Here is a 24,057-nt window from a genome sequence, read left to right on the forward strand (position 1 = left end):
TCGCAGGCCCGGCTCACTCCTCGCGCTCACCGGAGCGCCTTCCGTTCGCGACTGCGGGGCTCGCAGACCCGGCTCACTCCTCGCGCTCACGATGCCTCCCCGAAGGCGACGTCGCTCGCCAGCACCGCGGCGCCGGCGACGCCGGCGCGGGGGCCCAGCTCGGACAGGACGACCGGCAGGTTGCCGGTGGCCAGTGGCAGCGACCGGCGGTAGACCACGCTGCGGATCTCGGCGAGCAGGATGTGGCCGAGCTGGGCCAGCCCGCCGCCGATCACGATCATCGAGGGATTGGTGAAGCTGACCAGGCCGGCCAGCACCTGGCCGACCCGCCGGCCGCCGTCGCGGATCAGCTGGATGCAGGTGACGTCACCCTCGACCGCACTCTCGGCGACGTCCCGGGCGGTGACCACGCCCCGGGCGGCGAGCCGTTCGGCGAGCGCCGGGGAGGTGCCGGCCCGGGCGGCGGCGACGGCCTCGCGGGCCAGGGCGGCCCCGCTGAACACCGCCTCCAGGCAGCCGACGTTGCCGCAGGAGCAGACCGCGCCGTGCGCGTCGACCTGGATGTGGCCGATGTCGCCGGCGCAGCCGTCGGTGCCCCGGTAGACCTCGCCGCTGAGGTAGATCCCGCACCCTATGCCGGTGCCGATCTTGACGAACAGGAAGTCGTCGATCGAGTGGGCGACCCCGCCGTGCCGTTCCCCGATCGCCATGATGTTGACGTCGTTGTCGACCACCGCCGGGCAGCCGTGTTCGCGGGTGAGCAGCTCACGGACGGGGAACCGGTCCCAGCCGGGCATGATGGGCGGCGAGACGGGCACCCCGTCGCGGAAGCTCACCGGCCCGGGAACGCCCACGCCGACGCCGTCCAGCTTCTCGTACGCCCCGTCCACCCGGGCCTTGTGCAGCAGCTCGTTGACCCGGTGCAGGATCACCTTCGGGCCGGAGCGGATGTCGGCCGGCTCGGCGTACGCCGCGACCGGCTCCAGCCGGCCGTTGACCACCTCGACGTCGATCGAGCTGGCGCCGAGGTCGACCGCGGCGAAGCGCAACCGGGGGTCCAGCTCGACCAGGGTCGAGCGGCGCCCGCCCCGGGAGGCGGCCAGTCCCGCCTCGGCCACCAGGCCCAGTCCCACCAGCCGCTCCAGCTCGGCCAGCAGCCGGGGCCGGGGCATCTGGAGGCGGTCACCCAGCTCGGCCCGGGACGCCGGCCCCGCGTCGCGGAGCAGCCGCAACAGCCGTAGGTGCAGGGGTTCTACCGTCCGCACGGGATCCACCTCCGCGTCGGTGTTCACATCGATGTGACGTCGATGTGTTGTGTCCGACACAGTAGGAGCCTTCCGTGCCTCCTGTCCATAGCTTCGGTCAATCCGCCGCCAACTTTTGTCCGTTAGGACAAAAGCTATAAGTGGATCAAGAAAAGGGCCGGCCCCACCGCACCGGAGCGCGACGGGGCCGACCTCGGGATCTCAGCGGGAGCTAGCGCTCCCCGGCGGCGTTGCGCTTCTTGAGCTTGCGGTCGTCGCGCAGCTCGACGTAGGGCTCCTCCTCCGGCGAGTGGCCGGCCGAGATGGCCCGGCCGCGCTCCAGCTCCGCGTCGAACTCGGCGCCGAGCAGGATGGCGATGTTGCTCAGCCACAGCCAGACCAGGAAGATGATCACGCCGGCCAGCGCGCCGTAGGTCTTGTTGTAGGACGCGAAGTTGCTGACGTACAGGGCGAAGAGGCCGGAGATCACCAGCCAGATCACCACGGCCAGCACCCCGCCCGGGCTGACCCAGCGGAAGCCGCCGTGCCGGGCGTTCGGCGAGGCCCAGTAGAGGATCGCGAACATCAGGCTGACCAGGAGCAGCAGCACCGGCCACTTGGCGATGTTCCACACCGTCACCGCGGTGGATCCCAGGCCGATCGCGCTCCCGACCTGCTCGGCGAAGCCGCCGGTGAAGACCACGATCACCGCGCAGGCCAGCAGCATCACGCCGATCACCGCGGTCACCCCGAGCCGGATCGGCAGGGTCTTCCAGATCGGCCGCCCCTCGGGCACGTCGTAGATGGTGTTCGAGGCGCGCATGAAGGCGGCGATGTAGCCGGAGGCGGACCAGAAGGCCACGAGCAGACCGACGATCGCGGCGATGCTGGCCAGCCCGCCCGAGGCGCCCGCCTGCTCGATGGCGCCCTCGATGATCTTCCGGATGTTCTCCTCCGGCACCGCCTGGTTGACGGTGTCCTTGACCCCCTGGGTGGCGCGGTCGCCGAGCAGGCCGAGCAGGGAGATCAGCACCAGCAGCCCGGGGAAGATGGAGAGCACCCCGTAGTAGGTCAGCGCGGCGGCCAAGTCGGTGAGGCTGTCGTCCTGGAACTCCTTGACGGTGCGCTTCAGGGCCGCCACCCAGCCGGAGCCGGGCAGCTCGGCCGGGCTGTCCGGGCCCTCTTCGGGGCCGACCGGCCGGCTGCCGCGCGGGTTACGGCCCCCCGGGTCGCTCGAACGGGACCCGGCCGCGGTCGCGGTGTTCTGGTCGTCGCGGTCGCGCCCGGCCCGGGCGGACGTGTCGTCGGAGGCCATCGCCCCTCCTCGTGGTCAACGGTTGTCCCCCCGACATGCCCCGGGAAAGCCGGCCGTTAACCCTTCACTTGTAGAGCAGGCCCACCATCCGCCGGGACGCCACGGCCAGCCCGAGCCCGGTCAGCGCCAGCAGGTAGAGCAGGTCCAGCAGCCACAGCCAACCGGACCCGCCGACACAGATGTCCCGGATCAGGTGCACCGAGCGGTAGAGCGGGGTCACCTCCACCGCCCAGCGCAGCAGCGCAGGATAGTCCTCGGCCGGCACGAAGGTGCCCGAGAAGAGAAAGAGGGTGAACTGCGCCGAGCCCATCAGGTCGAAGTCCTGCCAGCTGCGCATGAAGGTGGCCAGCGCCATGCCGACAGCGCCGAAGGTGAAGCCGACCAGCACCGCCGCCGGGAACGCCAACAGCGCCCGCCCCACGGAGGTCAGGTCCATCGCCACCATCACCGCGAGGAACGCCGCCGAGTAGGCCGAGCCGCGCACCATCGCCCACCCCAGTTCCCCGAGCGCGATCTCGAAGGGCCGCACCGGGGTGGCGATGATCCCGTCGTAGAGCTTGAGGTACTTCATCTTGCCGAAGAAGTTGAAGGTGGTCTCGGCCAGCGCCCCGGTCATCGCCGAGGAGGCGAGCATGGCCGGCGCGACGAACGCGGCGTACTCCACCACCCGGCCGTCGGGCAGAGTGAGCCCGTCGATCAGCTGGCCCACCCCGACCCCGATGGAGAACAGGTAGAGCACCGGCTCGACGAACCCGGAGAGCAGCAGCAGCCAGTAGACCGACTTGAGCGCCGCCACGTTGCGCTCGACCACCGCGGCCGACCGGCGCGACGTGCCGGAGACGTCGAGCAGCCGGGGCAGGACGAGAGTGACCACGCGAGCCTCCTAGACCACGAGCCGGCGACGGAAGAGCCGGGCGGCCAGCAGCCAGCCGCCCAGCGCCCAGGCCGCGAGGTAGAGCAGGTGGCCGGCGACCGACCACTGCGGAGCCACGCCGAGGGTGGCCGCCCGGCACAGGTCGACGGCGTGCCAGAGCGGCGTCGCGTACGCCAGCCAGCGCAGCACGCCGGGCAGCGACTCGACCGGGAAGAAGATCCCGGCGAAGAGCGTCATCGGGATCACCGCGAACCGGAACAGCATGGCCAGCCAACTGTCGCTGTCCACCACCGCCGCGTAGGCGAAGGTCGGCGCGGCGACCGCCAGGCAGAGCAGCGCCACCACCGGCAGGGTGGCCACCGCCCAGCCCGAACGCAGCGCCCCGAACAGCGCCGTCACCAGCAGGAACGCGACGCTGGCGGTGAGCGCCCGGAACAGCACGAAGGCCAGGTGGCCGGCGAGGATGTCGCGGATCCGCAGCGGTGCCGCGCTCTGCGCGGAGTAGGTCTTGATCCACTGGAAGTTGCTGAACACCGGCCAGGTCGACTCGCCGATGGCCACCTGGAGCGCGGTCGAGGCCAGCAGCCCGGGCACGATCCAGTCGAGGTACCGCACCCCGTCGACGCCCTGGTCCACGTAGGCGCCCACGCCGAGGCCGAAGCCGACCACGGTCAGCGTCGGCAGCAGGAAGGACGAGAAGACCCCGGCGCGCCAGGTGCGGCGGTAGCCGGTCAGGTAGTGCGCCAGCACCGCCAGCGCCGGCACCCTCGGCAACGCCGGCCGGGCCTGCTCCCGCGCCGGTTGCGCCACGCTCACCCGATCACCCCCGTCGCCGCCGTTCACCACGGCCTTCCTACCCCGGGGGTACGACAGGCCGTGGCCACCCTACGACCGGTGCCCGCCCGTGTCGTGCCAGTTTCGCGCCGCCGTGGTGGGCGAGCTACCGCCGGGCGACGCGTGAGACGAACGCCCGCCAGGCGTCCGGGCCGAAGGTCAGGGCCGGCCCGCCCGGGTCCTTGGAATCGCGTACGGCCACCACACCGGGCAGATTGTCGGCCACCTCCACGCAGGCGCCGCCGCTGCCGTTGCTGCGGGTGCCCTTGCGCCACCGGGCGCCGCTCAGGTCCATGTCTCCGCCACCTTCGCCATCAGGTCATCGCAGAGGGCCGCTACCGCCGATCGGCGGCGTACGCGACGAAGGCGCGCCAGGCGTCCGGGCCGAAGGTCAGGGCCGGGCCGCCCGGGTCTTTGGAATCGCGTACGGCCACCACGCCGGGCAGGTTGTCGGCCACCTCCACGCAGTTGCCGCCCTGGCCGTTGCTACGACTGCTCTTGCGCCACTGGGCGCCCGTCAGATCCATGTCTCCGCCACTTCCGCCATCAACTCAAGGGACTGCTGCTGCGATAGTGCCTCACCACGGATCGACTCCCACACCTCGACCATCTGCCGCACGTACTCGGCGCGGTCGATCACCTGCCCGTGGAGTTGCCCCTCCTGGTAAACGACATCCTCTCCCTGCGACGAGGTGGCGATCACGAAGGGACCGTTGATCCCAGGGTACGCACCGGCAGTCAGCGGCACGATCTGGATCCGAACCCTAGGCAGGGTCGAGCCGAGCTTCATCAGGTGTTGCGACTGCTCGCGCATCACCTCCGGCCCGCCGACGCGGCGGCGGAGCACGTGCTCGTCGACGACGGCGGTGAGCAGCGGGGGTCGGTCGCGGGTGAGCAGCGCCTGGCGGTCCAGCCGGGTCGCCACCTGCTGCTCGATCTCGTCCGGCGCGAACAGTCCGCCGCCGGCCAGCAGCGCTCGGGCGTAGCCCTCGGTCTGCAACAGGCCGGGCACGCACAGCGGCTCGAACGTGCGTAGCGCTGTGGCCTCCTGCTCGATGCCGGCCCAGTCGCGGAACCAGGGCACCACGGTCTCGCGGCTGATTCGTCGCTGGATGCGCTCGAACCGCCCGTCCGCCCCGAACACGGTGTCGCACCGGCGGGCGAAGTCGAGGCTCGGCCGACGCTCGCAGGTCTCCACCTTGGCGACCAGGGCGCCCGAATAGCTCAGCGCCTCGGCCAGCGCGGTCTGGGACATGCCACTGGTGGCCCGGGCGAGCCGCAACTCCTCCGCGAAGTGGTCCAACATGGACGAGCGTTCCACGGACAGCCTCCGTACATCCTCGTACCGCCTGGGACCGGCCGACATACGCCCTGGTCGTCGGCACGCGGGATCTCCCACCGTAGTCGGGTCCCCACCAGACTGTCACGCAGCGGAACCGCTCACGGGATCGGACGGCGGGCGGAACCAGGCCGGGGGCGCCCGGCGACAACGAGGTCCCGGGCGCCCCTTCCCAGCTCGACGGAGGCTCACCGCATGCGACTCAGGTTCTGGCGCTGCCGCCGCCCGACGCCACCCACCGCGCTCCCCCGGCGTACGCCCAACGGACGCCCGGCGTGGGCGACCGCGCCGACGGAGGTCTTCCCAGTCAATGGCCCGGGGCGCCCGGGGCGGCTGACCCCCGCGCAGGAATGGCGTGCGAACGGCGGCCACTGGCTGCCGTCGCCGCGCCGGGCCGGGGAGGGCACCCGCTGATGCCGCGCTACCGCCCGCACGTCGCGGCGCGCCCGTCGTGGCGCTGCCGGGTCTGCGGCGCCGCGTGGCCCTGCTCCCCGGCCCGGCTGGCGCTGCTCGGCGAGTACCGCGAGAACCGGACGGGCCTGCTGATCTACCTTGCCACGCTGATGCACGAGGCCATGACCGACCTCGCCGTGCTGACCGGACAGGACGCGCCGGAGGGGATGGCCGAACGTTTCCTGACCTGGGCAAGGGCCCGTTGACCAGCATCATGGCCGATCGGCTCAGCTCGGGTGGCGCGCCGGCGCACCGCCAGGCCCGCCGACACCCCGGTGGCCAGCTCGGTCACCAGCCCGGCCAGTGCCGGCGCGCACATCGCCATCCGGAGCGGCCGCCGCGACAGGTCGCCCCAGCAGCGGGGCGAGACCCTCCTGGTCCCAGGCGGGCAGCTCTGCACCCGGCTGGTTTGCTGTTGGCCGGCTGCTGCCGGTGGCCGACGGTGTAGACCATTTCGAGGATCCCGAGCGTGTGAGAGACATGACCAAGGAAGTCGCCGATCCGGCGTCGAGCAACGCCAGCTATGCGAGCTTCGTCGCGGAAGCGTGGCCCCGTCACCTGCAGTTCGCCACGTTGCTCATCGGTGACCGGCAACGGGCCGAGGATCTGCTGCAGGAGTGTCTGGTCAAGCTGTATGTCCGCTGGCGGAAGGTCGGTCACGGCGACCCGCACGCATACCTGCGCCGGATGCTGATCAACGGCAACGTCAGCCGGTGGCGGCGTTTCCGTCGAGAAACGCTGACGGCGGAACCGCCCGACCGGGTCGACCCGCACGCGGGGTTGGACGGGGCACGCCAGGACCTGCGCGCTGCCCTGATGACGCTGTCGCGTCAACAGCGGGCGGTGATCGTGCTGCGGTACTACGTCGACCTGACCGAGCGACAAGCGGCCGCCGAGCTGGGTTGTTCGGTCAGCGCGGTCAAGACGCAGCACAGCCGCGCCATGACGAAGCTGCGTGACCTCATTCCCCATCCCCGCGCAACCACCTTGGAGGCAGTCAAGTGAGCACCGACGAAAGGGACCTCTCCATGGCGCTGCGAGATCTGGCCGACGCACAGCCGCCGAACGAGCCGCCGACCGACGACCTGATCAACCGGGGCCAGCGGGCGCGACGGAGCCGGACGGTGGCTACCACCGGCGGCGCGCTCGCACTGTTCGGCGTCGTGGCCGCAGCCACCGTCGGCCTGGTCGGCCCGGGCGGCGATCCGGCCAGTACCGCTGCTCAGCCGGGCCCCACCGCCGCCGCCGTGACCCCGGAACTTCGGCTGGCCGCGGCGGCACAGGCAACCGCGAAGAGCAGCTTCCGGTTCCGCGTCTCCACCAGCCGCAACTGGGTCGACGTCGGCAAGCCGGGTTCCGCCAAGGAGTCCTTCGAAGGGGAATTCGATCCGAACGGGCCCACCGGGCGGGTGACCAGACCGGTGAAGGGGCGGCTCGCGCAAGATGGGGAGGAGCGGATCGTCGACGGCGACCTCTACCGCTCGAAGGGCGGCAGGTGGCGAAACTACGGCCAGCCGGCCATCTTCCGCAGCCTCCACCACATCTACGTCCCCTTCGCCGACCCGGCCACCACGGTCAATCCGGCGTCCCAGCTCGAGGCCCTGAGAAGCGTTGGCACGGTCACCGCGCTCGGCACGGCCGGTAGCGGCGAATCGGCCGTCGAACGCTACTCGTTCAGCTACGTCAGCACGCCCAGCGACGCGGACCTGCCGAAGAAAATTCCGGGCAAGGGGATCATCGAGATCGGCGTGAAGTCGCAGAAAGTCAGCAAGATCTCCTTCAGCACGACCATCGAATATCCGAACCATCACGGGGGTGACCAGCCGAGCTACCACGAGGAGATGGAGGTGACCTGGCTGTACTCGGACTACGGGCTCGACGTCGACGTCCCGATCCCTCCCGTCGCCCGCTGACCGGGTTCGACAGGTCAAGCCAGGCTCGGGTGTCCGGCCAGCACCCGCGGCAACCCCCGTCGACAGGACGGGGGTTGCCGCGTTCGTCGCTTTGCGCGAGGAACCGCTGATCAGTCGACCAGGGTGCGCCCGGTGAGGTGCAGGAAGACGTCCTCCAGGCTGCTGCGCCGGACCAGGACGCTGGCCGGCGTCAGGCCGCGCGCCTCCACCTGGCCGACGGCGGCGTCCCCGTCGGTGACGTAGAGCAGGATCCGGTCGGGCAGCACCTCGACCCGCTCCCCCAGCCCGTCGAGCTTGCCGGCGAACGTCTCCTGCGACTCGGCCGCGAAGCGCAGCTCGACCACCTCGCGGGTGGAGTGCCGCTCGATCAGCTCCCGGGGCGAACCCTCGGCGACGATCCGCCCGCCGTCCATCACCACGAGGCGGTCGCAGAGCTGCTCGGCCTCGTCCATGTAGTGGGTGGTCAGCACCAGCGTCACCCCCTGCTGCTTGAGCCGGAACAGCCGCTCCCAGACCAGGTGCCGGGCCTGCGGGTCGAGCCCGGTGGTCGGCTCGTCGAGCAGCACGATCTCGGGCTCGTTGACCAGCGCGCGGGCGATGGTCAACCGGCGCTTCATGCCGCCGGAGAGCGGCTCGACCTTGCTGTCGGCCCGCTCGGTGAGCTGCACGAAGTCGAGCAGCTCGGCGGCGCGCGCCCGGGCCACCGCGCGGGGCACGCCGAAGTAGCGGGCGTAGGTGGTGAGGTTCTCCCGGACGGTCAGCTCGGGATCGAGATTGTCGAGCTGGGGGCAGACGCCGAGCCGCGCCCGGATGGCGGGGCCGTCGCGCACCGGGTCCATGCCGAGGATGCGCAGCTCGCCACCGCTGGGCGGGGAGATGCAGCCGATCATGCGCATGGTGGAGGACTTGCCGGCGCCGTTCGGCCCGAGGAAGCCGAACGCCTCGCCGGGGCGCACCTCGACGTCGATGCCGTCGACGGCGGTGAAGTCGCCGAACCGCTTCACCAGCCCCCGAGCCTGGATGAGTGGTTGAGCAGTGGTCACCGGCCGACCCTACCGGCGACGTCCGACACCCTCGACGGGTTTCCGGGCCCACCACAGCCGGCTCGGATCCGACGACGCAGAGTAGTTGACACTACGGACAGTCACCGCGCGGTACGCTCCCGTGCAACGAGCCGTCGGACCGTCGACGCGGCCCATCAGTGGGGCGATGCGGGCCATACTGGACAGATCCTTTTCGGACGCACCCCGGCCACCGGCGCCTGTCAACAGTTCAGCTCAATCAATTTGTTAAATCCTGCTTTACTCAGATCCCGCTGCGTGATTGAAATAGATCGCCATTACCGACCGCAATGATAATCGGCAATGTTCCGTGGCGTAGATAATTGGCGTATCGTGCCCCCTCGTGTCGTCCGTACGCTTCTCCGACGGTCCCGCCCCGCAGGCGCCGCACCCCGGCTCCAGGGGGGCGGGAGCCGCCCTCAAGGACGCTCCGACGCCCCTCCCGCCGCAGGTCACGGCGGGCGCACCGCCCCGCGTAGCGGTGCCGGACACCCGCGAACTCGCCGCGCAATTCGAGGACGAGAAACCGGGGCGCTCGCTCACCGGCCCGGTCCGACTTCTGGTCACCGGCACGACGGTGGGGATCGCGCTGCTGGCACTAGTCCAGGTCTTTCAACCACTTCCGCAGGGCAGCAAGTACTACCTGATCGTTTTCCTGGCCGGCGTGCTGCCGACGGTGTTCCTGGCGTACCCGGCGGGCCTTTCGATTCCCTGGCGGCCGGGCCGCACACCCACCTCCGTCGACGGGCCGGACCCGACCGGCCCGACCCGGTCGGACTGGCTGCTGGCCGCCGCGGCCCTGGTCGCCTGCCTCTACCCGGTGCTGCCGTTCACCGTCGGCGGCGGGGGCGGCGGGTACGACGCCTTCCTCGACCGGCAGGGCCTGCTCGTCGGGCTCGACGTCGCGATGGGCACCGTGCTGCTGCTCCTGCTGCTGGAGGCCTGCCGGCGCACCACCGGCTGGATCCTGCCCGCCGTCTGCCTGCTGTTCCTGGCCTACGGCTACTACGGCGGGCTGCTGCCGCAGTCCTGGCCGGTGGCGCACGCCGGGCTCGACTTCGGCCAGCTCGTGGACGCGTTCTACAACTCCGACAGCGGGTTCTACGGCACCCCGCTCGACGTCGCGGCCTCGTACATCGTGCTGTTCACCATCTACGGCGCGGTGCTGGACCTCTCCGGGGCGGGGCGGTTCTTCGTGGAACTCTCCGCCGCCGCCTTCCGGCGCTCCCGGACCGCCGCCGGACGCACGGCGGTCGCCTCCGGCTTCCTGCTCGGCACGGTCTCCGGATCGGGCGCGGCGACGACAGTCAGCATCGGCGCGGTGACCTGGCCGGTGCTGCGCCGGGCCGGCTACCCGGCCGAGCGCGCCGGCGGGATGCTCGCCGCCGCGGGCGTCGGGGCGATCCTGTCCCCGCCCACCCTCGGCGCGGCCGCCTTCATCATCGCCGAGTACCTGGGCGTGTCGTACCTCCAGGTGCTGGGCTGGGCGACCATCCCGACGGTGCTGTACTACCTCGGCATCCTGCTCGCGGTCGAGATCGACGCCCGGCGCTCGGGCGTGCGCCCGGTGGTCGTCCACGCCGACTCGCCCTGGCGGCTGCTGGGTCGCTTCGGCTACCACTTCCTGTCCCTGCTGGTGATCACCGGCCTGCTCGCCCTGGGCGTCTCGGCGACGAAGGCGGTGGTGGGGGCGACCGTGCTGGCCGCCGCGCTGTCCTTCCTGGACCGCCGGCACCGGCTCACCCCGGCCCGGCTGGTCGAGGCGCTGGGCACCGGCGCGCGCGGGGTGCTCGCGGTGAGCGCGGTCTGCGCCGCGGCCGGCATCATCACGGCGACCACCACCAAGACCGGGCTCGGCCCGCAGGCGGCGGCACTGCTGGTCTCCGGCGCGCAGGCGGTCTCGTCCGACCCGGCCGTGGTGCTGGCGCTCACCGCCGTGCTGGCCGCCGTCGCGCTCAGCCTGCTGGGGCTGGCCGTGCCGGTCACCGCCTCGTTCGTGATCGGTTGGGTGATCATCGGCCCGGCCCTGCTGGAGCTGGGGGTCGCCGCGCCCGCCGCGGCGATGTTCGTCTTCTACTTCGCGGTCCTGTCCGAGGTCTCCCCACCGACCGCGCTCGCCGCGGTGGCCGCCGCCGCGGTCACCGGCGGCCGGCTGGTGCCGACCATGTGGCAGACCCTGCGGTACGCCCTGCCGGCCTACCTGATCCCGATCGCCTTCGTGATCACCCCGGCCGGTCTGGGACTGCTCGGAATCGGCGGGCCGCAGCGGGTCGCCGTGGCCGCGGTGGTCTCCGCGCTCAGCGTCGCCGTGCTGGCCGTGGCGGCGGGCGGCTGGCTGCCCGGCGTCGGCGCGGCCGGCGTACCGGAACGGATCCTCGGCGCGCTCGCCGGGCTGACGCTGCTCTGGCTCGAACCCGTACCCGTCACGGTCGGCGCGGTCCTGGCCGCCGCCGTGGTGGCGGGTGTCCTCGTACGACGCGGCTCCGCCAACCGGACCGGCGAGCCGTCGGCAACACCACCGGTGAATTATGGGGAGGAAAACAGTGAGACGGATCAACGTGCGGCTGGCCGCGGGAGTGGGGGCACTCGCCCTCGTCGCGAGCGGCGCCGCCGGGTGCGGGGGCAAACAGGACGGCGCGACGAAGGACGACGCCGCCAGCGAGATCACCTGCAAGGTCACTGACAGCACCCGCGTCGGCATCGCCACCGGCAACGCCACCGGCGTGTACTACGTGGTCGGCAACGCCCTCGCCGGCCAGCTCGCCACGGCGACCGACGGCAAGCTGACCGGCACCGCCGCCGAGACCGGCGCCTCGGTACAGAACATCGAGCAGCTCGTCGGCGGCCAGTACGACGTCGCGTTCTCGCTCTTCGACACCGCCGTCAACGCGGTGCAGGGCAAGGGCAGTTTCACCTCGCCGCAGCCGGTGCAGGCGCTGGCCCGGATCTACGACAACTACACCCAGGTGATCGTGCGGGCCGATTCCGGCATCGGCTCGGTCGCCGACATGAAGGGCAAGAAGATCTCCACCGGCTCCCCCAAGTCCGGCACCGAGGTCATCGCCAACCGCCTGCTCACCGCCGCCGGTCTCGACCCGGCCAAGGACGTCCAGGCGCAGCGGCTCGACCTGGCCAAGACCGTGGAGGGGGTCAAGGACGGCAGCATCGACGGCTTCTTCTGGTCCGGCGGGGTGCCGACCGGCGGGGTCACCGACCTGTTCACCACGGCCGGCGACAAGGTGAGGTTCCTGGACATCGCCCCGCTGCTGCCCAAGATGACCGAGCTGAACCCCGCGTACCAGGCCGGGACGATCCGCGCGGACGTCTACAAGACGGCGACGGACACCCCGACCATCGTGGTGCCCAACGTGCTGCTGGTCCGCAAGGACCTCAACGCCAACGTCGCCTGCGCCGTCGCGCGGACCGTCTTCGACAAGAAGGACGCGCTGGCTCAGGCCAACCCGGCCGCCAAGGGCATCAACCTGGACAACGCCCGCAAGACCGACCCCGTACCGCTGCACCGCGGGGCGGCCAAGGCCCTGCAGGACCTCGGCGCGAGCTGACCGACGGCGCCGGGTCCGGGCCGCCGCCCGGGCCCGGCGTCCCCGACCATTCCCGGGAGACCCGCGTGCCGCTCCCCCGCCCCGCCCGCGTCCGCCGGCACAACCGGCCGGCAGACCACACCGGCCGACTCTGGTCGGTCCGCACCCAACTGCTCGCACCGATCCTGGTCGCCACCGTCGGCCTGGTCGTGCTGGGCGCCAGCCAGACCAGCACCGCGCTGGACGCCTCCGCCGACGCCGACCGGGCCCGGGTCCTCGCCGGCACCGCCACCGCCACCGTGCGCCTGGTGCACGAGCTGGAGCGGGAACTCGGCGAGACGGCCGCCCTGCGCCAGCGGGGTGGCTCCACCGGCCGGCCGCTGGTGGACGCCCAGCGGCTGCGGGTGGACACCGCCGTCGACCGGTTCCGCGCCGCCAGCCGGGACGCCCGCCGGGCCGCACCGGACCTCGGGCGGGTGCTCGACACCGCCGACGACCAGCTCCACCAGCTCGACCCCGCCCGCCGGTCGGCGCCCACGTCGGAGGGGGCCGACCCCACCTACGTGGCACTGGTCGAGTCGCTGCTCACCGTCGCCGACGCGCTGCCCGCGCAGCTGCGCGACACCGAGCTGGCCAACGCCGCCCGGGAGGTGGCGGCGGTCGCCAGCCAGGAACACCTGGCCGCGCTGGAACGCGACCTGCTCCGGACGGTCTTCGTCCGCGGCGAGCTGGCCCAGGGCGAACTGGTCCGGCTCGGCCAGCTGCGGGGCGCGCGGGAGCAGCGCCAGGCCGAGTTCTCCCGGATCGCCGACTCCGACGCCGAGGCCGCGTACGCCCGGCTGGTCGCCGGCGCCGACGTGGCGACCGCCCAGCGGATGCGGGACACCGCCGTCAAGGGCGAGACCCTGGCCGCCGCGCTGAAGGTCGACGGCGACGCCTGGTACGTGGCCCAGAGCGGCACGATCCGGCGCTTCAACCTGCTCGGCCGGGAGCTCTCCGAGGACCTGGACCAGCAGGCCGCCAGCCTGGCCCGGGACGCCCGCCGACGGGCCCTGGTCACCGGCGGGGCCACCACCGCCGTCGCGGCGGCCTCGCTGCTGGCCGCCGCGCTGCTGGCCGTACGCACCAGCCGCCGGCTGCGCCGGCTGCGGGTGGCGGCGCTCACCGTGGCCAACTCGGAGCTGCCCGAGCGGATCACCGCGATCGCGGCCGGGGAGGGCGCGCCGGCCGAGGGCGAGTCGACCCGGCTGACCGAGGACATCCGGCAGGGGCGGGACGAGGTCGCGCAGGCGGCCGAGGCGTTCGACACGGTCAACCGGGCGGCGCTGCGGCTCGCCGGCGAGCAGGCCGAGCTGCGGCTGGACGTGACCCGGATGGCCGAGGCGCTGGCCCGCCGGATCCGGACCCTGATCACCCGGCAGCTGCGCCTGCTCGACGACTTCGAACGCGACGAGACCGATCCGGACGCACTGGCCCGGCTCTTCGCGCTGGACCATCTCGCCGCCCGGATGCGCCGCAACGGCGAAAACCTGCTGGTCCTCGCCGGTGGCGAGCCGGGGCGGGCGTACGAGGGGGACCACCTGCTCGCCGACGTGGTGCGCGCGGCCTCCTCGGAGATCGAGGACTACACCCGGGTGGAGATCGACGTGCCGGCGGCCGCGGTGCACGGGTCGGCGGTGGGTTACCTGGTCCACCTCCTCGCCGAGCTGCTGGAGAACGCCACCAACTACTCGCCGCCGCACACCCTGGTGCAGGTCGACGGCCGGCGGACGGTCGACGGGCTCACGCTGCGCGTGCACGACCAGGGCATCGGCATCAGCGAGGGCCGGCTCGCCGCGATCAACAAGCGGCTGCTCGCCCCGGCGGTGCTCTCCAGCGCCGCGGCCGGCAGCATGGGCCTGCACGTGGTGGCCCACCTGGCCGCCCGGTACGGGATCCGGGTGCAGTTGCACAACACCGGCACCGGCACGGTGGCCCAGGTCGAGGTGCCCGAGTCGGCGCTCGTCCGGGTGGAGGCGGTGTCCCGGCGTCCCGTTCCCGTCCGCCAGCCCGCCTCGACGGCGGCCTGGTTCCGGGCCGGGGCCGGTGCGCCGGCGCTGGCGACGACCGTGCCGAACTCGACGCCCGCGCCCCGGCTGACGCCGGCGTACGGCGGCAGCCTGTTCCGGCCGGACCCGACCGACGTCCACCACGCGCCGACGGTGACGTTGCCGGTGGTCATCCCCGGTACCCGGGTCGCGGCGCCGCCCCGGCCGCCGGTGCTCCGGGCCGCCGTGGCGCCGCCGCCCGGCGCCGCCCACCCGTCGACCGGGCCGGCGGCCCCCGGCGCCGGCCTGCCCCGCCGGACCCGCGGCGGTCAGCTCCCGACGCTGCCGGACACCCCGTCGGTCCGGCCGGCGGAGAACCTGCTCGACCCGGAGGTGGTGCGGGCCCGACTGTCCGCGCTCGCCGAGGGGGTGGCCAGCGCGATGCGACGTAACCAGCAGACGAGACCCAACGGGAGACACCGATGACCACACCCGTGAGCGCCGGCCTGGACTGGCTCCTGGCGAACTTCGCCGAGCAGGTGCCGGACGTGTCGCACGCCGTAGCCGTCTCCGAGGACGGGCTGCGCCTGGCCTCCTCACCGCACCTCTCCCCCGACCAGGTGGACCAGCTCGCCGCCGTGATCAGCGGCCTGGCCAGCCTGACCGTCGGCGCCGCGCGGCTGATGTCCGCCGGCCGCGTACGCCAGCAGATCGTCGACATGGACGGCGGGGTGATGCTGGTGATGGCGGTCGGCGAGCGGGCTCTGCTCGGGGTGCTCGCCGCGCCGGGCTGCGATCTGGGTCAGATCGGTTTCGAGACCGCGACCCTGGTGCAGCGGGTGGCGGAGGCGCTGGAACCGGCGGTCCGGGCGTGACCCGCCGGCCACCGCCCTGGCTGGCCGCCCTGCTGGTGACGTTGCTGGTGGCGGGCTGCGGGCAGCCGGCCGCGCCGCCGCAGGCCTGGCACGGCGGCCGGATCTTTCTCGCCACCGGCAACACCACCGGCGTGTACTACCAGCTCGGCGGCGGCTACGCCGACGTGATCAGCCGCCACCTGCCCGGGTACGAGGCGCGGGCCGAGCCGACCGGCGCGTCGGTGGAGAACGTCACCCGGCTGGCCAGCGGCGACATGGAGATCGCCTTCAGCCTCGCCGACACCGCGGCCGACGCGGTCACCGGGCAGGGCGCCTTCGTCGGGCAACCCCAACCGGTGCGGGCGCTGGCCCGGGTCTACAGCAACTACACCCACGTGATCGTGCGGGCCGACGCCAAGGTGAAGGAATTCGCCGGGCTGCGCGGGAAGCGGGTCTCCACGGGTTCGCCGAAGTCCGGCACGGACATCATCGCCGGGCGGCTGCTGACCGCCGCCGGGATGGATCCGGACCGGGACGTGGACCGGTTCACCCTGTCCCTGCCGGAGACGGTCAAGCGGATGCGGGCCGGCACGCTGGACGCGATGTTCTTCTCCGGCGGCCTGCCCACCCCGGGCATCGCCGACCTGCTCTCCAGCGCGCCGGGCACGTTCACGCTGCTGCCGATCGCCGACCTGATCGAGCCGCTGAACGCCCGGTACGGCTCGGTGTACACCACCGCCGAGCTGCCGAAGGACGCCTACCGCACGCCGTCCGGCACGCCGACGGTCACGGTGTCGAACATGATCCTGGTCAGTGCGGACATGCCGGACGAGCTGGCGTACGACCTGACCCGGCTGCTCTTCGCCCATCAGGGCGACCTGATCGGGGTGCACCCGGAGGCGGGCAACTTCACCCGGCAGAGCGCGTCCAGCACCGACCCGATCCCGCTGCATCCGGGCGCGGCGCGGTTCTACCAGGGCGGGTGAGCCGGTTCAGGCGTCGGCGGGGGCGGTCGCGGCGCGGGCGGCGGCAACCAGCCGGTCGGCCTCCGCCAGCACGGCCTCGTCGTCGGCGGGGGTGCCCGGGTCGAAGCGCACGGTCCAGCTCAGCCCGTTCACCCCGGCCACCCGCCGGGCCGCGACCCGCCCGGCGCCGCCGGGCACCGGGTGGTGTGCGGTGTACGCCACCGACCGGGTGACCCGGGCCCGCACCTGGTGCGGCAGCTCGCCCGGGTCGACCAGCAGGTAGGTCTCGGCCGGGCAGTCCGCCACCACCTGGTAGCCGTCGCGCTCGGTGACCCGCTCGGCCGGGGTGACGGTCAGCTCGTGGCCGGACCACACCGCCTTGAGGATGTCGTGCCAGCCCAGTCGGTGCGGGCGGCCGGGCAGCCAGAGCCCGAGGTTGCTGGCCACCACCACGCCGTCGCCCTCGCCGTTGCCGGCGGTCGCCCAGGCGAGCACCCGTTCGTCGTCGGCGAGCTGGGGCCGGGCGGCGGGCGGCAGCTTCGGCTTGCGGCTGAACAGTCCCATCACAGTCCTCCCGCGGCCTGCTCGCGCAGCGCCCGCGCGTGCTGCTCCAGCGAGAGCAGTTCCCCGAAGAGGGCGAAGTACTCGTCCTTGTTGTTCACCGGGTTGACCCGCTGGATCTTGGATTTGAGGTCCCGGATCCGGGCGGTGACCGAGCCCCACTGCAACCGGGCCATGGTGATCGAGACGTACCGGGGGTCGGGTTCGCCGTCGATGCGCAGCGGCTCCACGGCCAGTTCGCCGACGAGCGCCCGGGCGGCCAGGTCCTCGCAGGCGTCGCGGACCGACTCGATCCAGACCGCGCCGCCGGTGGCCGCCGCGGCCCCGCCCGCCGCGGCGATCGCCGCGCGGACCGCCGCGTGCACCGGGTGCCGGTACTCCGGGGCGTCGACCGCGTCGAACATCGGCCCGGCCAGCACCGGCTCCTGGAGGGCCAGCTTCAACGCCTCGCGCTCGACCATCGACTGCGGGCTGTCCACCGCCGGCTCGGGGGTCGCCGTCGACCGGGTCGGGGCGGGCGAGCGCCGCTCGGCGGTCGGGGTGGCGTCGGCGGCGAGCACCGCGCGCTGCACCGGCTCGATCTCCATGCCGAGGTCGCCGGCGAGCTTGCGGACGTACTCGGGGCGCTTCTCCCGGTCCTTGATCTTGGCGACCAGCGGCGCGGCCCGGCGCATCGCCTCCACCCGGCCGTCGACGGTGTCCAGGTCGTACCGGTTGATCACGTGCCGCAGCGCGAAGTCGACCAGCGGCTCGCGGCGGGCGACCAGGTCGCGCACGGCCAGGTCGCCCTTGGCCAGGCGCAGCTCGCACGGGTCCATGTTGTCCGGGCTGACCGCGATGAAGGTACGCCCGACGAAGCGCTGGTCGTCCTCGAAGGCGCGCAGCGCGGCCTTCTGGCCGGCGGCGTCCCCGTCGAAGGTGAAGATGATCTCGCCGGCCACCGCGTCGGTGTCCAGCAGGAGCCGGCGCAGCACCGCGATGTGGTCGGCGCCGAAAGCGGTGCCGCAGGTCGCCACGGCCGTCGGCACGTCGGCGAGGTGACAGGCCATCACGTCGGTGTAGCCCTCGACGACGACCACCTTGCCCTGCTTGGCGATCTCCCGCTTGGCCTGGTCGATGCCGTAGAGGACGTGCGACTTCTTGTAGATCGGCGTCTCGGGGGTGTTGAGGTATTTCGGGCCGTCGTCGTCGTCGAAGAGCTTGCGGGCGCCGAAACCGATCACGTCGCCGGTGATGTCCCGGATCGGCCACATCAGCCGGCGGCGGAACCGGTCGATCAGCGTCCCGGAGCGCGACGGGCGGGACAGCCCGCCGGTGACCAGCTCGTCGTGGCTGAAGCCCTGCTGGCGCAGGTGCTTGGTGAGCAGGTCCCAGGCGTCCGGGGCGAAACCGCAGCCGTACCGCTGGGCGGCGGCCCGGTCGAAGCCCCGCTGCGCCAGGAACTCCCGGGCCGGCCGGGCGGCGGCCGTGGTGAGCTGGGCCTGGTAGAACTCGACGGCGGCGGCGTGCGCGGCCACCAGCCGCTGCTTCTGCCCCTGCTGGGGGCGAGGGCGCGGGGCGGCGTTGTCGCCCTCGACGTAGCGCAGCTGGATGCCGGCGCGGGCGGCGAGCCGCTCGACGGACTCGATGAAGCTGAGGTGCTCGGCGTCCATCAGGAACTTGATGGCGTCGCCGCCGGCCCCGCAACCGAAGCAGTACCAGACGTTGCGGGCGGGCGAGACGTTGAACGACGGGCTCTTCTCGTCGTGGAACGGGCAGAGGCCCTTGAGGTTGCCGCCGCCGGCGGACTTGAGGGTCACCGTGTCGGAGATGACCTCGGCGATCGAGGTGCGTTCCCGGACCAGCGCGATGTCCTCGTCCCGGATCCGCCCAGCCATCTGCCACCCCCTCGGCGTACATCCTGCCCTGCCGGACCGACGATCCGCCGCCGGGGGGACGCGCGTGTGGCGAACGACGCCGGCGGGGGTGGTGTCACCGCGGGGGGCGGTGGAACCACCGGGTCACCGGTGGCGGATCCTCCTCCTCGTACGACCGGGCGGCCCGCATCGCGGCAACCAGGCCGTAGCGGCGCGGCCTGGCCACGGGCGGGTTGACCGTCGGGTCCCGCGCCAGGTCGCGCAGCAGGGCCACGGCGAGCCCGAGCATCACCACCACGAACGGCAGCGCGACCAGGATCGTCGCCTGTTGCAGGGCGGCCAGGCCACCGGCGAGCAGCAGCGCGGCGGCGACCGCGCCGATCAGCACGCCCCAGAGCACCACCACGCCCCGGTGCGGCCGCAGCGCGCCCCGCGAGCTGAGCGAGCCCAGCACCAGCGCCGCCGAGTCGGCGCCGGTGACGAAGAAGAGCGCGACCAGGACCATCGCCAGCACCGTGGTCAGCGCCGCCAGCGGCAGCGCCTGGAGCAGGCCGAAGAGGGCCTTCTCGGTGCTCGCCGAGACATCGGCGACGAGGTCCCGGGTGCCGGTGGTCTGCACCCGCAGGGCGGTGCCGCCCATGATGGCGAACCAGATCACGCTCGCCCCGCTGGGCACCAGCAGCACCCCGGTGACGAACTGCCGGATGGTGCGCCCCTTGGAGATGCGGGCGATGAAGATGCCGACGAACGGCGCCCAGGAGATCCACCACGCCCAGTAGAAGATGGTCCACGCGCCGAGCCAGGCCGGGTCGGAGAAGGCCCCGGTCCGGGTGGACATGATCGTCAGGCGGCTGAGGTAGTCACCGACCGAGGCGGGCAGCACCTCCAGGGTGTAGATGGTCGGCCCGGCCACGAAGACGAAGACCATCAGCCCGACGGCGAGCACCACGTTGGTGGTCGAGAGCCACTTGATGCCCTTGTGCAGCCCGGTGAAGGCGGAGACCACGAAGGCGGCGGTGAGCGCGGCGATGACCACCAGCTCGATCGCGGTGCTGTCGGGCACCGCGGTCGCGCTTTCCAGGCCGGCGGCCACCTGGAGCGCCCCCAGGCCCAGGCTGGTCGCCGAGCCGAAGACGGTGGCGAAGACCGCCAGCAGGTCGACCGCCTGTCCGACCCGCCCGTACGACCGGGCGCCCAGCAGCGGTTCGAAGGCGGCGGAGATGCGGCTGCCCCGCTTCTTCCGGAACGTCGAGTACGCCAGCGCCAGCGCCGCGATGGCGTAGATCCCCCACGGGTGCAGGGTCCAGTGGAACAGGGTGTACTGCATGGCCACCTCGGCGGCGGCCGGAGTCTGCGGTTCGACGCCGGCGGCCGGTGGCGGTGCGGCGTAGTGCTGGATGGGCTCGGCCACGGCATAGAAGACCAGGCCGATGCCCATGCCGGTGCTGAACATCATCGACACCCAGGCCATCGTGCTGAACTCCGGCTCGTCGTCGTCCGCGCCGAGTCGGATCCGGCCGAAGCGGGACGCCGCGATCACCACCGAGAGCACCAGGAAGGCGTCCGCGGCGACCACGAAGAACCAGCCGAAGGTGTTGATCGCCCAGGCCAGCCCGGCGGCGCCGAACCCGGCCAGCGAGCTGCCCCCGAACACCCCCCAGCCGACCACCGCCAGCACCCCGGCAACGCCCAGCACCAGCACCACCGGGTCGATCCGCCCCGCCGGCCCGGCCTCCCGCGCCGACTCCCCCGCCCGCTCCGCCATGGTCACATGGTGCCGCCGACGAACCTCCTGAAAAGCCGCATACCCCCACGGTTCACCCGCGTCGACCGGGAGATCCCATGCTCGCGGAGCCATCGCGGCCCCGAGAACAACCCGGGTACGAAATCGGCGGGGCGCGGTAGGGTCAGCCGACCGGGGCGACCTCTTCGGCCTCGACCTGGCGGTTCCAGTCCGCCTTGGTGGACCGCCAGCCCTCGTCGTCCATGCCCCGACGCCAGTAGCCGGAGATGGAGAGCGCCTCGCGGGGCACCCCGCGCTCGACGCGCAGCAGGCGGCGCAGCTCCTTGACGAAGGTCGCCTCGCCGTGGACGAACGCGTGCACCCGGCCGGGCGGGAACTCCAGCGCCCGGACCGCCTCGACCAGCGCCGCGCCGACCGGCCGGGAGCCCCGGTGCAGCCAGGTCAGCGCCACCGCGCCGGGGCTGAGCAGCCGCTGCTCGTCGGCCGGCCCGTCGACCTCGACGAAGACGGCGGCCGGGGCGCCGAGCGGCAGCCGCTCCAGCGCCGCGCCGATCGCCGGCAGCGCGCTCTCGTCGCCCACCAGCAGGTGCCAGTCCGCCGTCGGGTCCGGCGCGTACGCCCCACCGGGGCCGACGAAGAGCACCTCGTCGCCGGGGCGCAGCCGGGCCGCCCAGGGCCCGGCCAGCCCCTCGTCGCCGTGGTGCACCACGTCCACGGTGAGTTCGCCGGCCAGCGGGTCCCAGGCGCGCACGGTGTACGCGCGCAGCCGGGGCCACTGGTCGCGGGGCAGGTCACGACGGATCGCGGCCAGGTCCAGCGGCCTGGGATGGTCGACCCCCGACACCGGAAAGACGATCTTGATGTAGTGGTCGGTGCACTCCCCGACCGGCAGCCCGGCCAGTTCCTCCCCGCCCAGGACCAGGCGGATCAGGTGCGGGGTGGGCCGCTCGGTCCGCAGGACCCGGGCGGACGTGACCTTCTTGGGGCGCTCCGTCATGTCACTTAGGCTAGCCTAAGTCGTCGCGGGGCCCCCGGTCGGGAGAGCGACCCGCCCGCCCGACGAGCCGGTCGTGCCAGGCCACCGCCGCCGGGTCGGTGAGCGACGCCACCTGGTCGACCACCACCCGCAGCCGGGCGGCGTCGTCCGGGGCGGCCCGCCACAGCGGCGCGAAGACCGGGTCGAGCGCGTCCGGCGCCCGGTCGCCCAGCACGCCGACCAGCTCGGCCAGGATCGCCCGCTGCCGGTCGTACCGGGCGCCGGCGCCCGGGCGGTTCATCACGTAACGCCAGGCGATCCCCTTCAGCAGCGCGCACTGGGCCCGGACCCGGCGCGGCACCACCAGGTCGGCGGCGTACCGGCGGTGCGGGCCCGGGCCGAAACGCTCCCGGGTGGCGGTCACCACGGCGGAGACGAACCGGCCGGTCAGCACGCTGGCGGTGGCCTTCAGCGCGACCTGCGCGCGGTGGCTGCCGTCGTACCCGGCGAGCGCGGCGAGCTCCGGCTCGGCGAGCAGGTCGACCAGCACCTCGCCCAGGTCGGCCGGGGACTCGCCGGAGTAGACGGCGGCCACGTCGACGCAGAGGGCGGCCCGCTCGCCCGGATCATCGAGCAGGGGCCGCAGCGAGAGATACCCGCCGTGGATGCCGTCCTCCACGTCGTGCACCGAGTAGGCGACGTCGTCGGCCCAGTCCATCACCTGGGCCTCCAGGCAGCGCCGCGCGCCGCCGGGCGGGCCGCCGCCGTCCCCGGCGGGTACGCCCTCGCGCAGCCAGTCGAAGACCGGCCGGTCGTCGTCGTACACCCCGAACTTGCGCAGCCCCGGCTGCCGGGGCCACGGGTACTTGCCGACCGCGTCGAGCGAGGCCCGGGTGAGGTTGAGCCCGGCGGGTACGCCGTCCGGGCCGACCACCTTGGCCTCCAGCCGGGTCAGCACGCGCAGCGTCTGGGCGTTGCCCTCGAACCCGCCGCAGGGCGCGGCGAGCCGGTCCAGGGCGTCCTCGCCGTTGTGCCCGAAGGGCGGGTGGCCGAGGTCGTGCGCCAGCCCGGCGGTGTCCACCACGTCCGGGTCGCAGCCCAGCCGGGCGCCCATCTCCCGGGCGATCTGGGCCACCTCCAGCGAGTGCGTCAGCCGGGTACGCAGGAAGTCGTCGGTGCCGGCGACGTGCACCTGGGTCTTGGCGGCCAGCCGCCGGAAGGCCGCCGAGTGCAGCACCCGGGCCCGGTCCCGCTCGTACGGCGACCGGCCGTAGCCGGTGTCCTTGGGCGCCTCGTCGACCCGACGCCGCGCGTCGGACGCGTCCCACGGCCCGGCCGGGTCGGCGTCACGCACCCCTCAGCCCTGCTGTCGCAGCACGCAGAACTCGTTGCCCTCCGGGTCGGCGAGCACCGTCCAGGAGGCGTCGCCCTGGCCGACGTCGACGTGCCGGGCCCCCATGTCGACCAGCCGCTCGACCTCGGCCTCCTGGTCGGCCGGGCGCAGGTCGAGGTGGAGCCGGTTCTTGGTCTCCTTGCCGTCGGCGACCGGGACGAAGACGATGCCGGGCAGCCGGTCGCGCGACTGGCGGATCTCCACCTCGTCCGGCTTCTCCGCGATCACCTGGTAGCCCAGCGCCTCGGCCCACCAGTGGGCCAGCCGGGACGGGTCCCGGGCGTCGACGGTCAAGCTCTCCCAGACGCTGGTCATGCGGCCACCCTTCGCCGGTCGTACGCAACTGCTCGCGGGAGCCCAGGTTACGCCCGGGTGGCCCGCGGGGCGCGCCGGCGAACATCACCTGGCGGGTCCGCAACCGCCAATCAGACGACAGTTGTCGACCGATTGCCGACCGTCACGGGATCGCGGACGCGGCGTGGCCTTCGGTAACGTGCCGGGAGCGGTACGTGACACCGACGACCGGAACGCGACGAACGGGGGACGCTCGTGCACGTTGACACGGTGATGGACACGGAGCTGCGGAGGCTGCGCCGACGCCGCCCCGAGGTGGCCGGCACGGTGCTGGGCGGACGCGACGGGATGCTCATCTCCAGCGACCTGCCGACCACCGACGCGACCCACCTGGCCGCCCTCGCCGCGGTGAGTTTCGGGGTGGGCCACCAGGTCGCCCACACGGTGCGCGGCGGCGGCTTCCGGGAGTCGGTGGTGCACACGGCCACCGGCTCCGTGGTCACCTATCCGGCTGGGCGGCACGCGCTGCTCACCCTGGTCACCGGCGCGGATGCCGACCTGGAGGCGCTGCACGTGGAGGCGCGGGCGGTGGCCGAGCGGGCCGGCTCGGCGTTCGACTCGCAGCGGGTGGCGGTGGGCGCGACGCCCGTGCCGCAGGTGCACCGCGCGCTCGCCGGGCGTACCCCGCTGCCGGCGCTGGCCAGGCGGCGGCCCGGATCGACCTGGCGGCGCCCGCCGCTGTAGGGCCCGGCCCGCCGCGACGCAGCACACCCACCGACGACGACGGCGGCTCCGGGGCACCCGGAGCCGCC

23 protein-coding genes are annotated in these 24,057 nt (G+C 73.1%); 9 read left to right on the forward strand and 14 right to left on the reverse strand.

Annotation, left to right across the window (positions count from 1 at the left end):
- Positions 1–86 precede the first annotated feature (86 nt).
- The 7 genes from KBX37_RS19005 to KBX37_RS19035 form a co-directional block, all read right to left on the reverse strand.
- Complete coding sequence (locus KBX37_RS19005) at positions 87–1,265, reverse strand: ROK family protein (protein ID WP_210777284.1); 1,179 nt, start codon at positions 1,263–1,265, stop codon at positions 87–89.
- Between the two features lie 211 nt (positions 1,266–1,476).
- On the reverse strand, positions 1,477–2,559 hold the full coding sequence (locus tag KBX37_RS19010) for a YihY/virulence factor BrkB family protein (RefSeq protein ID WP_210777285.1): 1,083 nt from the start codon (positions 2,557–2,559) through the stop codon (positions 1,477–1,479).
- A gap of 64 nt (positions 2,560–2,623) precedes the next feature.
- Positions 2,624–3,433, reverse strand: a complete 810-nt coding sequence (locus KBX37_RS19015; protein ID WP_210777286.1) for an ABC transporter permease — start codon at positions 3,431–3,433, stop codon at positions 2,624–2,626.
- Positions 3,434–3,442: 9 nt separating this feature from the next.
- On the reverse strand, positions 3,443–4,243 hold the full coding sequence (locus tag KBX37_RS19020) for an ABC transporter permease (RefSeq protein ID WP_210777305.1): 801 nt from the start codon (positions 4,241–4,243) through the stop codon (positions 3,443–3,445).
- Positions 4,244–4,373: 130 nt separating this feature from the next.
- Positions 4,374–4,562, reverse strand: coding sequence for a DUF397 domain-containing protein (locus KBX37_RS19025; RefSeq protein WP_210777287.1), 189 nt, complete (start codon positions 4,560–4,562; stop codon positions 4,374–4,376).
- Positions 4,563–4,602: 40 nt separating this feature from the next.
- Complete coding sequence (locus tag KBX37_RS19030; protein ID WP_210777288.1) at positions 4,603–4,794, reverse strand: DUF397 domain-containing protein; 192 nt, start codon at positions 4,792–4,794, stop codon at positions 4,603–4,605.
- A complete protein-coding gene (locus KBX37_RS19035; RefSeq protein ID WP_307849122.1) occupies positions 4,785–5,588 on the reverse strand; it encodes a helix-turn-helix transcriptional regulator in 804 nt (267 codons plus the stop codon). The genes KBX37_RS19030 and KBX37_RS19035 overlap by 10 nt, the downstream gene beginning before the upstream one ends.
- 431 nt (positions 5,589–6,019) lie before the next feature.
- On the opposite strand from KBX37_RS19035, the gene KBX37_RS19040 reads away from it, so the two are divergent.
- From KBX37_RS19040 to KBX37_RS19050, 3 genes are all read left to right on the forward strand, one after another.
- Complete coding sequence (locus tag KBX37_RS19040; RefSeq protein ID WP_210777289.1) at positions 6,020–6,265, forward strand: flavin reductase; 246 nt, start codon at positions 6,020–6,022, stop codon at positions 6,263–6,265.
- A gap of 274 nt (positions 6,266–6,539) precedes the next feature.
- Positions 6,540–7,064 (forward strand): SigE family RNA polymerase sigma factor, encoded by a 525-nt coding sequence (locus tag KBX37_RS19045; protein ID WP_210777290.1) that lies wholly within the window; start codon positions 6,540–6,542, stop codon positions 7,062–7,064.
- Complete coding sequence (locus KBX37_RS19050; RefSeq protein WP_210777291.1) at positions 7,061–7,972, forward strand: hypothetical protein; 912 nt, start codon at positions 7,061–7,063, stop codon at positions 7,970–7,972. The genes KBX37_RS19045 and KBX37_RS19050 overlap by 4 nt, the downstream gene beginning before the upstream one ends.
- A gap of 110 nt (positions 7,973–8,082) precedes the next feature.
- On the opposite strand, the gene KBX37_RS19055 is transcribed toward KBX37_RS19050, so the two are convergent.
- Positions 8,083–9,015 carry an ABC transporter ATP-binding protein gene (locus KBX37_RS19055; protein WP_210777292.1) on the reverse strand — a complete coding sequence of 311 codons (933 nt, stop codon included), beginning with the start codon at positions 9,013–9,015 and terminating at the stop codon, positions 8,083–8,085.
- 361 nt (positions 9,016–9,376) lie between these two features.
- On the opposite strand from KBX37_RS19055, the gene KBX37_RS19060 reads away from it, so the two are divergent.
- The 5 genes from KBX37_RS19060 to KBX37_RS19080 all read left to right on the forward strand — a co-directional run bounded on the left by KBX37_RS19060 (position 9,377) and on the right by KBX37_RS19080 (position 16,442).
- Positions 9,377–11,716 (forward strand): TRAP transporter permease, encoded by a 2,340-nt coding sequence (locus KBX37_RS19060; RefSeq protein WP_374103795.1) that lies wholly within the window; start codon positions 9,377–9,379, stop codon positions 11,714–11,716.
- On the forward strand, positions 11,610–12,596 hold the full coding sequence (locus KBX37_RS19065; RefSeq protein ID WP_307849124.1) for a TAXI family TRAP transporter solute-binding subunit: 987 nt from the start codon (positions 11,610–11,612) through the stop codon (positions 12,594–12,596). The genes KBX37_RS19060 and KBX37_RS19065 overlap by 107 nt, the downstream gene beginning before the upstream one ends.
- 65 nt (positions 12,597–12,661) lie before the next feature.
- Entirely contained in the window at positions 12,662–15,088 is a 2,427-nt protein-coding gene (locus KBX37_RS19070; RefSeq protein WP_210777294.1) for a nitrate- and nitrite sensing domain-containing protein, read from the forward strand.
- Positions 15,085–15,477, forward strand: coding sequence for a roadblock/LC7 domain-containing protein (locus KBX37_RS19075; protein ID WP_154942541.1), 393 nt, complete (start codon positions 15,085–15,087; stop codon positions 15,475–15,477). Before KBX37_RS19070 ends, KBX37_RS19075 begins: the two co-directional genes overlap by 4 nt.
- Positions 15,474–16,442 carry a TAXI family TRAP transporter solute-binding subunit gene (locus KBX37_RS19080; RefSeq protein WP_210777295.1) on the forward strand — a complete coding sequence of 323 codons (969 nt, stop codon included), beginning with the start codon at positions 15,474–15,476 and terminating at the stop codon, positions 16,440–16,442. Before KBX37_RS19075 ends, KBX37_RS19080 begins: the two co-directional genes overlap by 4 nt.
- A 6-nt stretch (positions 16,443–16,448) precedes the next feature.
- Here the strand turns inward: KBX37_RS19080 and KBX37_RS19085 are convergent, their stop codons facing one another.
- The 6 genes from KBX37_RS19085 to KBX37_RS19110 all read right to left on the reverse strand — a co-directional run bounded on the left by KBX37_RS19085 (position 16,449) and on the right by KBX37_RS19110 (position 23,266).
- Complete coding sequence (locus KBX37_RS19085; protein WP_210777296.1) at positions 16,449–16,985, reverse strand: hypothetical protein; 537 nt, start codon at positions 16,983–16,985, stop codon at positions 16,449–16,451.
- A complete protein-coding gene (gene dnaG, locus KBX37_RS19090; RefSeq protein ID WP_210777297.1) occupies positions 16,985–18,859 on the reverse strand; it encodes a DNA primase in 1,875 nt (624 codons plus the stop codon). Before dnaG ends, KBX37_RS19085 begins: the two co-directional genes overlap by 1 nt.
- A gap of 94 nt (positions 18,860–18,953) precedes the next feature.
- Complete coding sequence (locus KBX37_RS19095; protein WP_210777298.1) at positions 18,954–20,603, reverse strand: BCCT family transporter; 1,650 nt, start codon at positions 20,601–20,603, stop codon at positions 18,954–18,956.
- A gap of 142 nt (positions 20,604–20,745) precedes the next feature.
- Positions 20,746–21,579, reverse strand: coding sequence for a siderophore-interacting protein (locus KBX37_RS19100; RefSeq protein ID WP_210777299.1), 834 nt, complete (start codon positions 21,577–21,579; stop codon positions 20,746–20,748).
- A gap of 10 nt (positions 21,580–21,589) precedes the next feature.
- Positions 21,590–22,912, reverse strand: a complete 1,323-nt coding sequence (locus KBX37_RS19105; protein WP_210777300.1) for a deoxyguanosinetriphosphate triphosphohydrolase — start codon at positions 22,910–22,912, stop codon at positions 21,590–21,592.
- A 3-nt stretch (positions 22,913–22,915) separates the two neighbouring features.
- A complete protein-coding gene (locus KBX37_RS19110) occupies positions 22,916–23,266 on the reverse strand; it encodes a VOC family protein (protein WP_210777301.1) in 351 nt (116 codons plus the stop codon).
- A gap of 252 nt (positions 23,267–23,518) precedes the next feature.
- Between KBX37_RS19110 and KBX37_RS19115 the strand changes: the two genes are divergently transcribed.
- Entirely contained in the window at positions 23,519–23,989 is a 471-nt protein-coding gene (locus tag KBX37_RS19115) for a roadblock/LC7 domain-containing protein (protein WP_247658459.1), read from the forward strand.
- Positions 23,990–24,057: the final 68 nt, after the last annotated feature.

This window comes from Micromonospora sp. U56 (assembly GCF_018070095.1).
Classification (GTDB): Bacteria; Actinomycetota; Actinomycetes; order Mycobacteriales; family Micromonosporaceae; genus Micromonospora; species Micromonospora purpureochromogenes.

Excerpts from the sequence above, each read along its gene's own strand:
- dnaG (WP_210777297.1), bottom strand. The coding sequence starts at position 18,859 with ATGGCTGGGCGGATCCGGGACGAGGACATCGCGCTGGTCCGGGAACGC.
- KBX37_RS19040 (WP_210777289.1), top strand. The coding sequence starts at position 6,020 with ATGCCGCGCTACCGCCCGCACGTCGCGGCGCGCCCGTCGTGGCGCTGC.
- KBX37_RS19095 (WP_210777298.1), bottom strand. The coding sequence starts at position 20,603 with ATGGCGGAGCGGGCGGGGGAGTCGGCGCGGGAGGCCGGGCCGGCGGGG.
- KBX37_RS19025 (WP_210777287.1), bottom strand. The coding sequence starts at position 4,562 with ATGGACCTGAGCGGCGCCCGGTGGCGCAAGGGCACCCGCAGCAACGGC.
- KBX37_RS19110 (WP_210777301.1), bottom strand. The coding sequence starts at position 23,266 with ATGACCAGCGTCTGGGAGAGCTTGACCGTCGACGCCCGGGACCCGTCC.
- KBX37_RS19100 (WP_210777299.1), bottom strand. The coding sequence starts at position 21,579 with ATGACGGAGCGCCCCAAGAAGGTCACGTCCGCCCGGGTCCTGCGGACC.
- KBX37_RS19085 (WP_210777296.1), bottom strand. The coding sequence starts at position 16,985 with ATGGGACTGTTCAGCCGCAAGCCGAAGCTGCCGCCCGCCGCCCGGCCC.
- KBX37_RS19045 (WP_210777290.1), top strand. The coding sequence starts at position 6,540 with ATGACCAAGGAAGTCGCCGATCCGGCGTCGAGCAACGCCAGCTATGCG.
- KBX37_RS19010 (WP_210777285.1), bottom strand. The coding sequence starts at position 2,559 with ATGGCCTCCGACGACACGTCCGCCCGGGCCGGGCGCGACCGCGACGAC.
- KBX37_RS19075 (WP_154942541.1), top strand. The coding sequence starts at position 15,085 with ATGACCACACCCGTGAGCGCCGGCCTGGACTGGCTCCTGGCGAACTTC.
- KBX37_RS19030 (WP_210777288.1), bottom strand. The coding sequence starts at position 4,794 with ATGGATCTGACGGGCGCCCAGTGGCGCAAGAGCAGTCGTAGCAACGGC.
- KBX37_RS19115 (WP_247658459.1), top strand. The coding sequence starts at position 23,519 with ATGGACACGGAGCTGCGGAGGCTGCGCCGACGCCGCCCCGAGGTGGCC.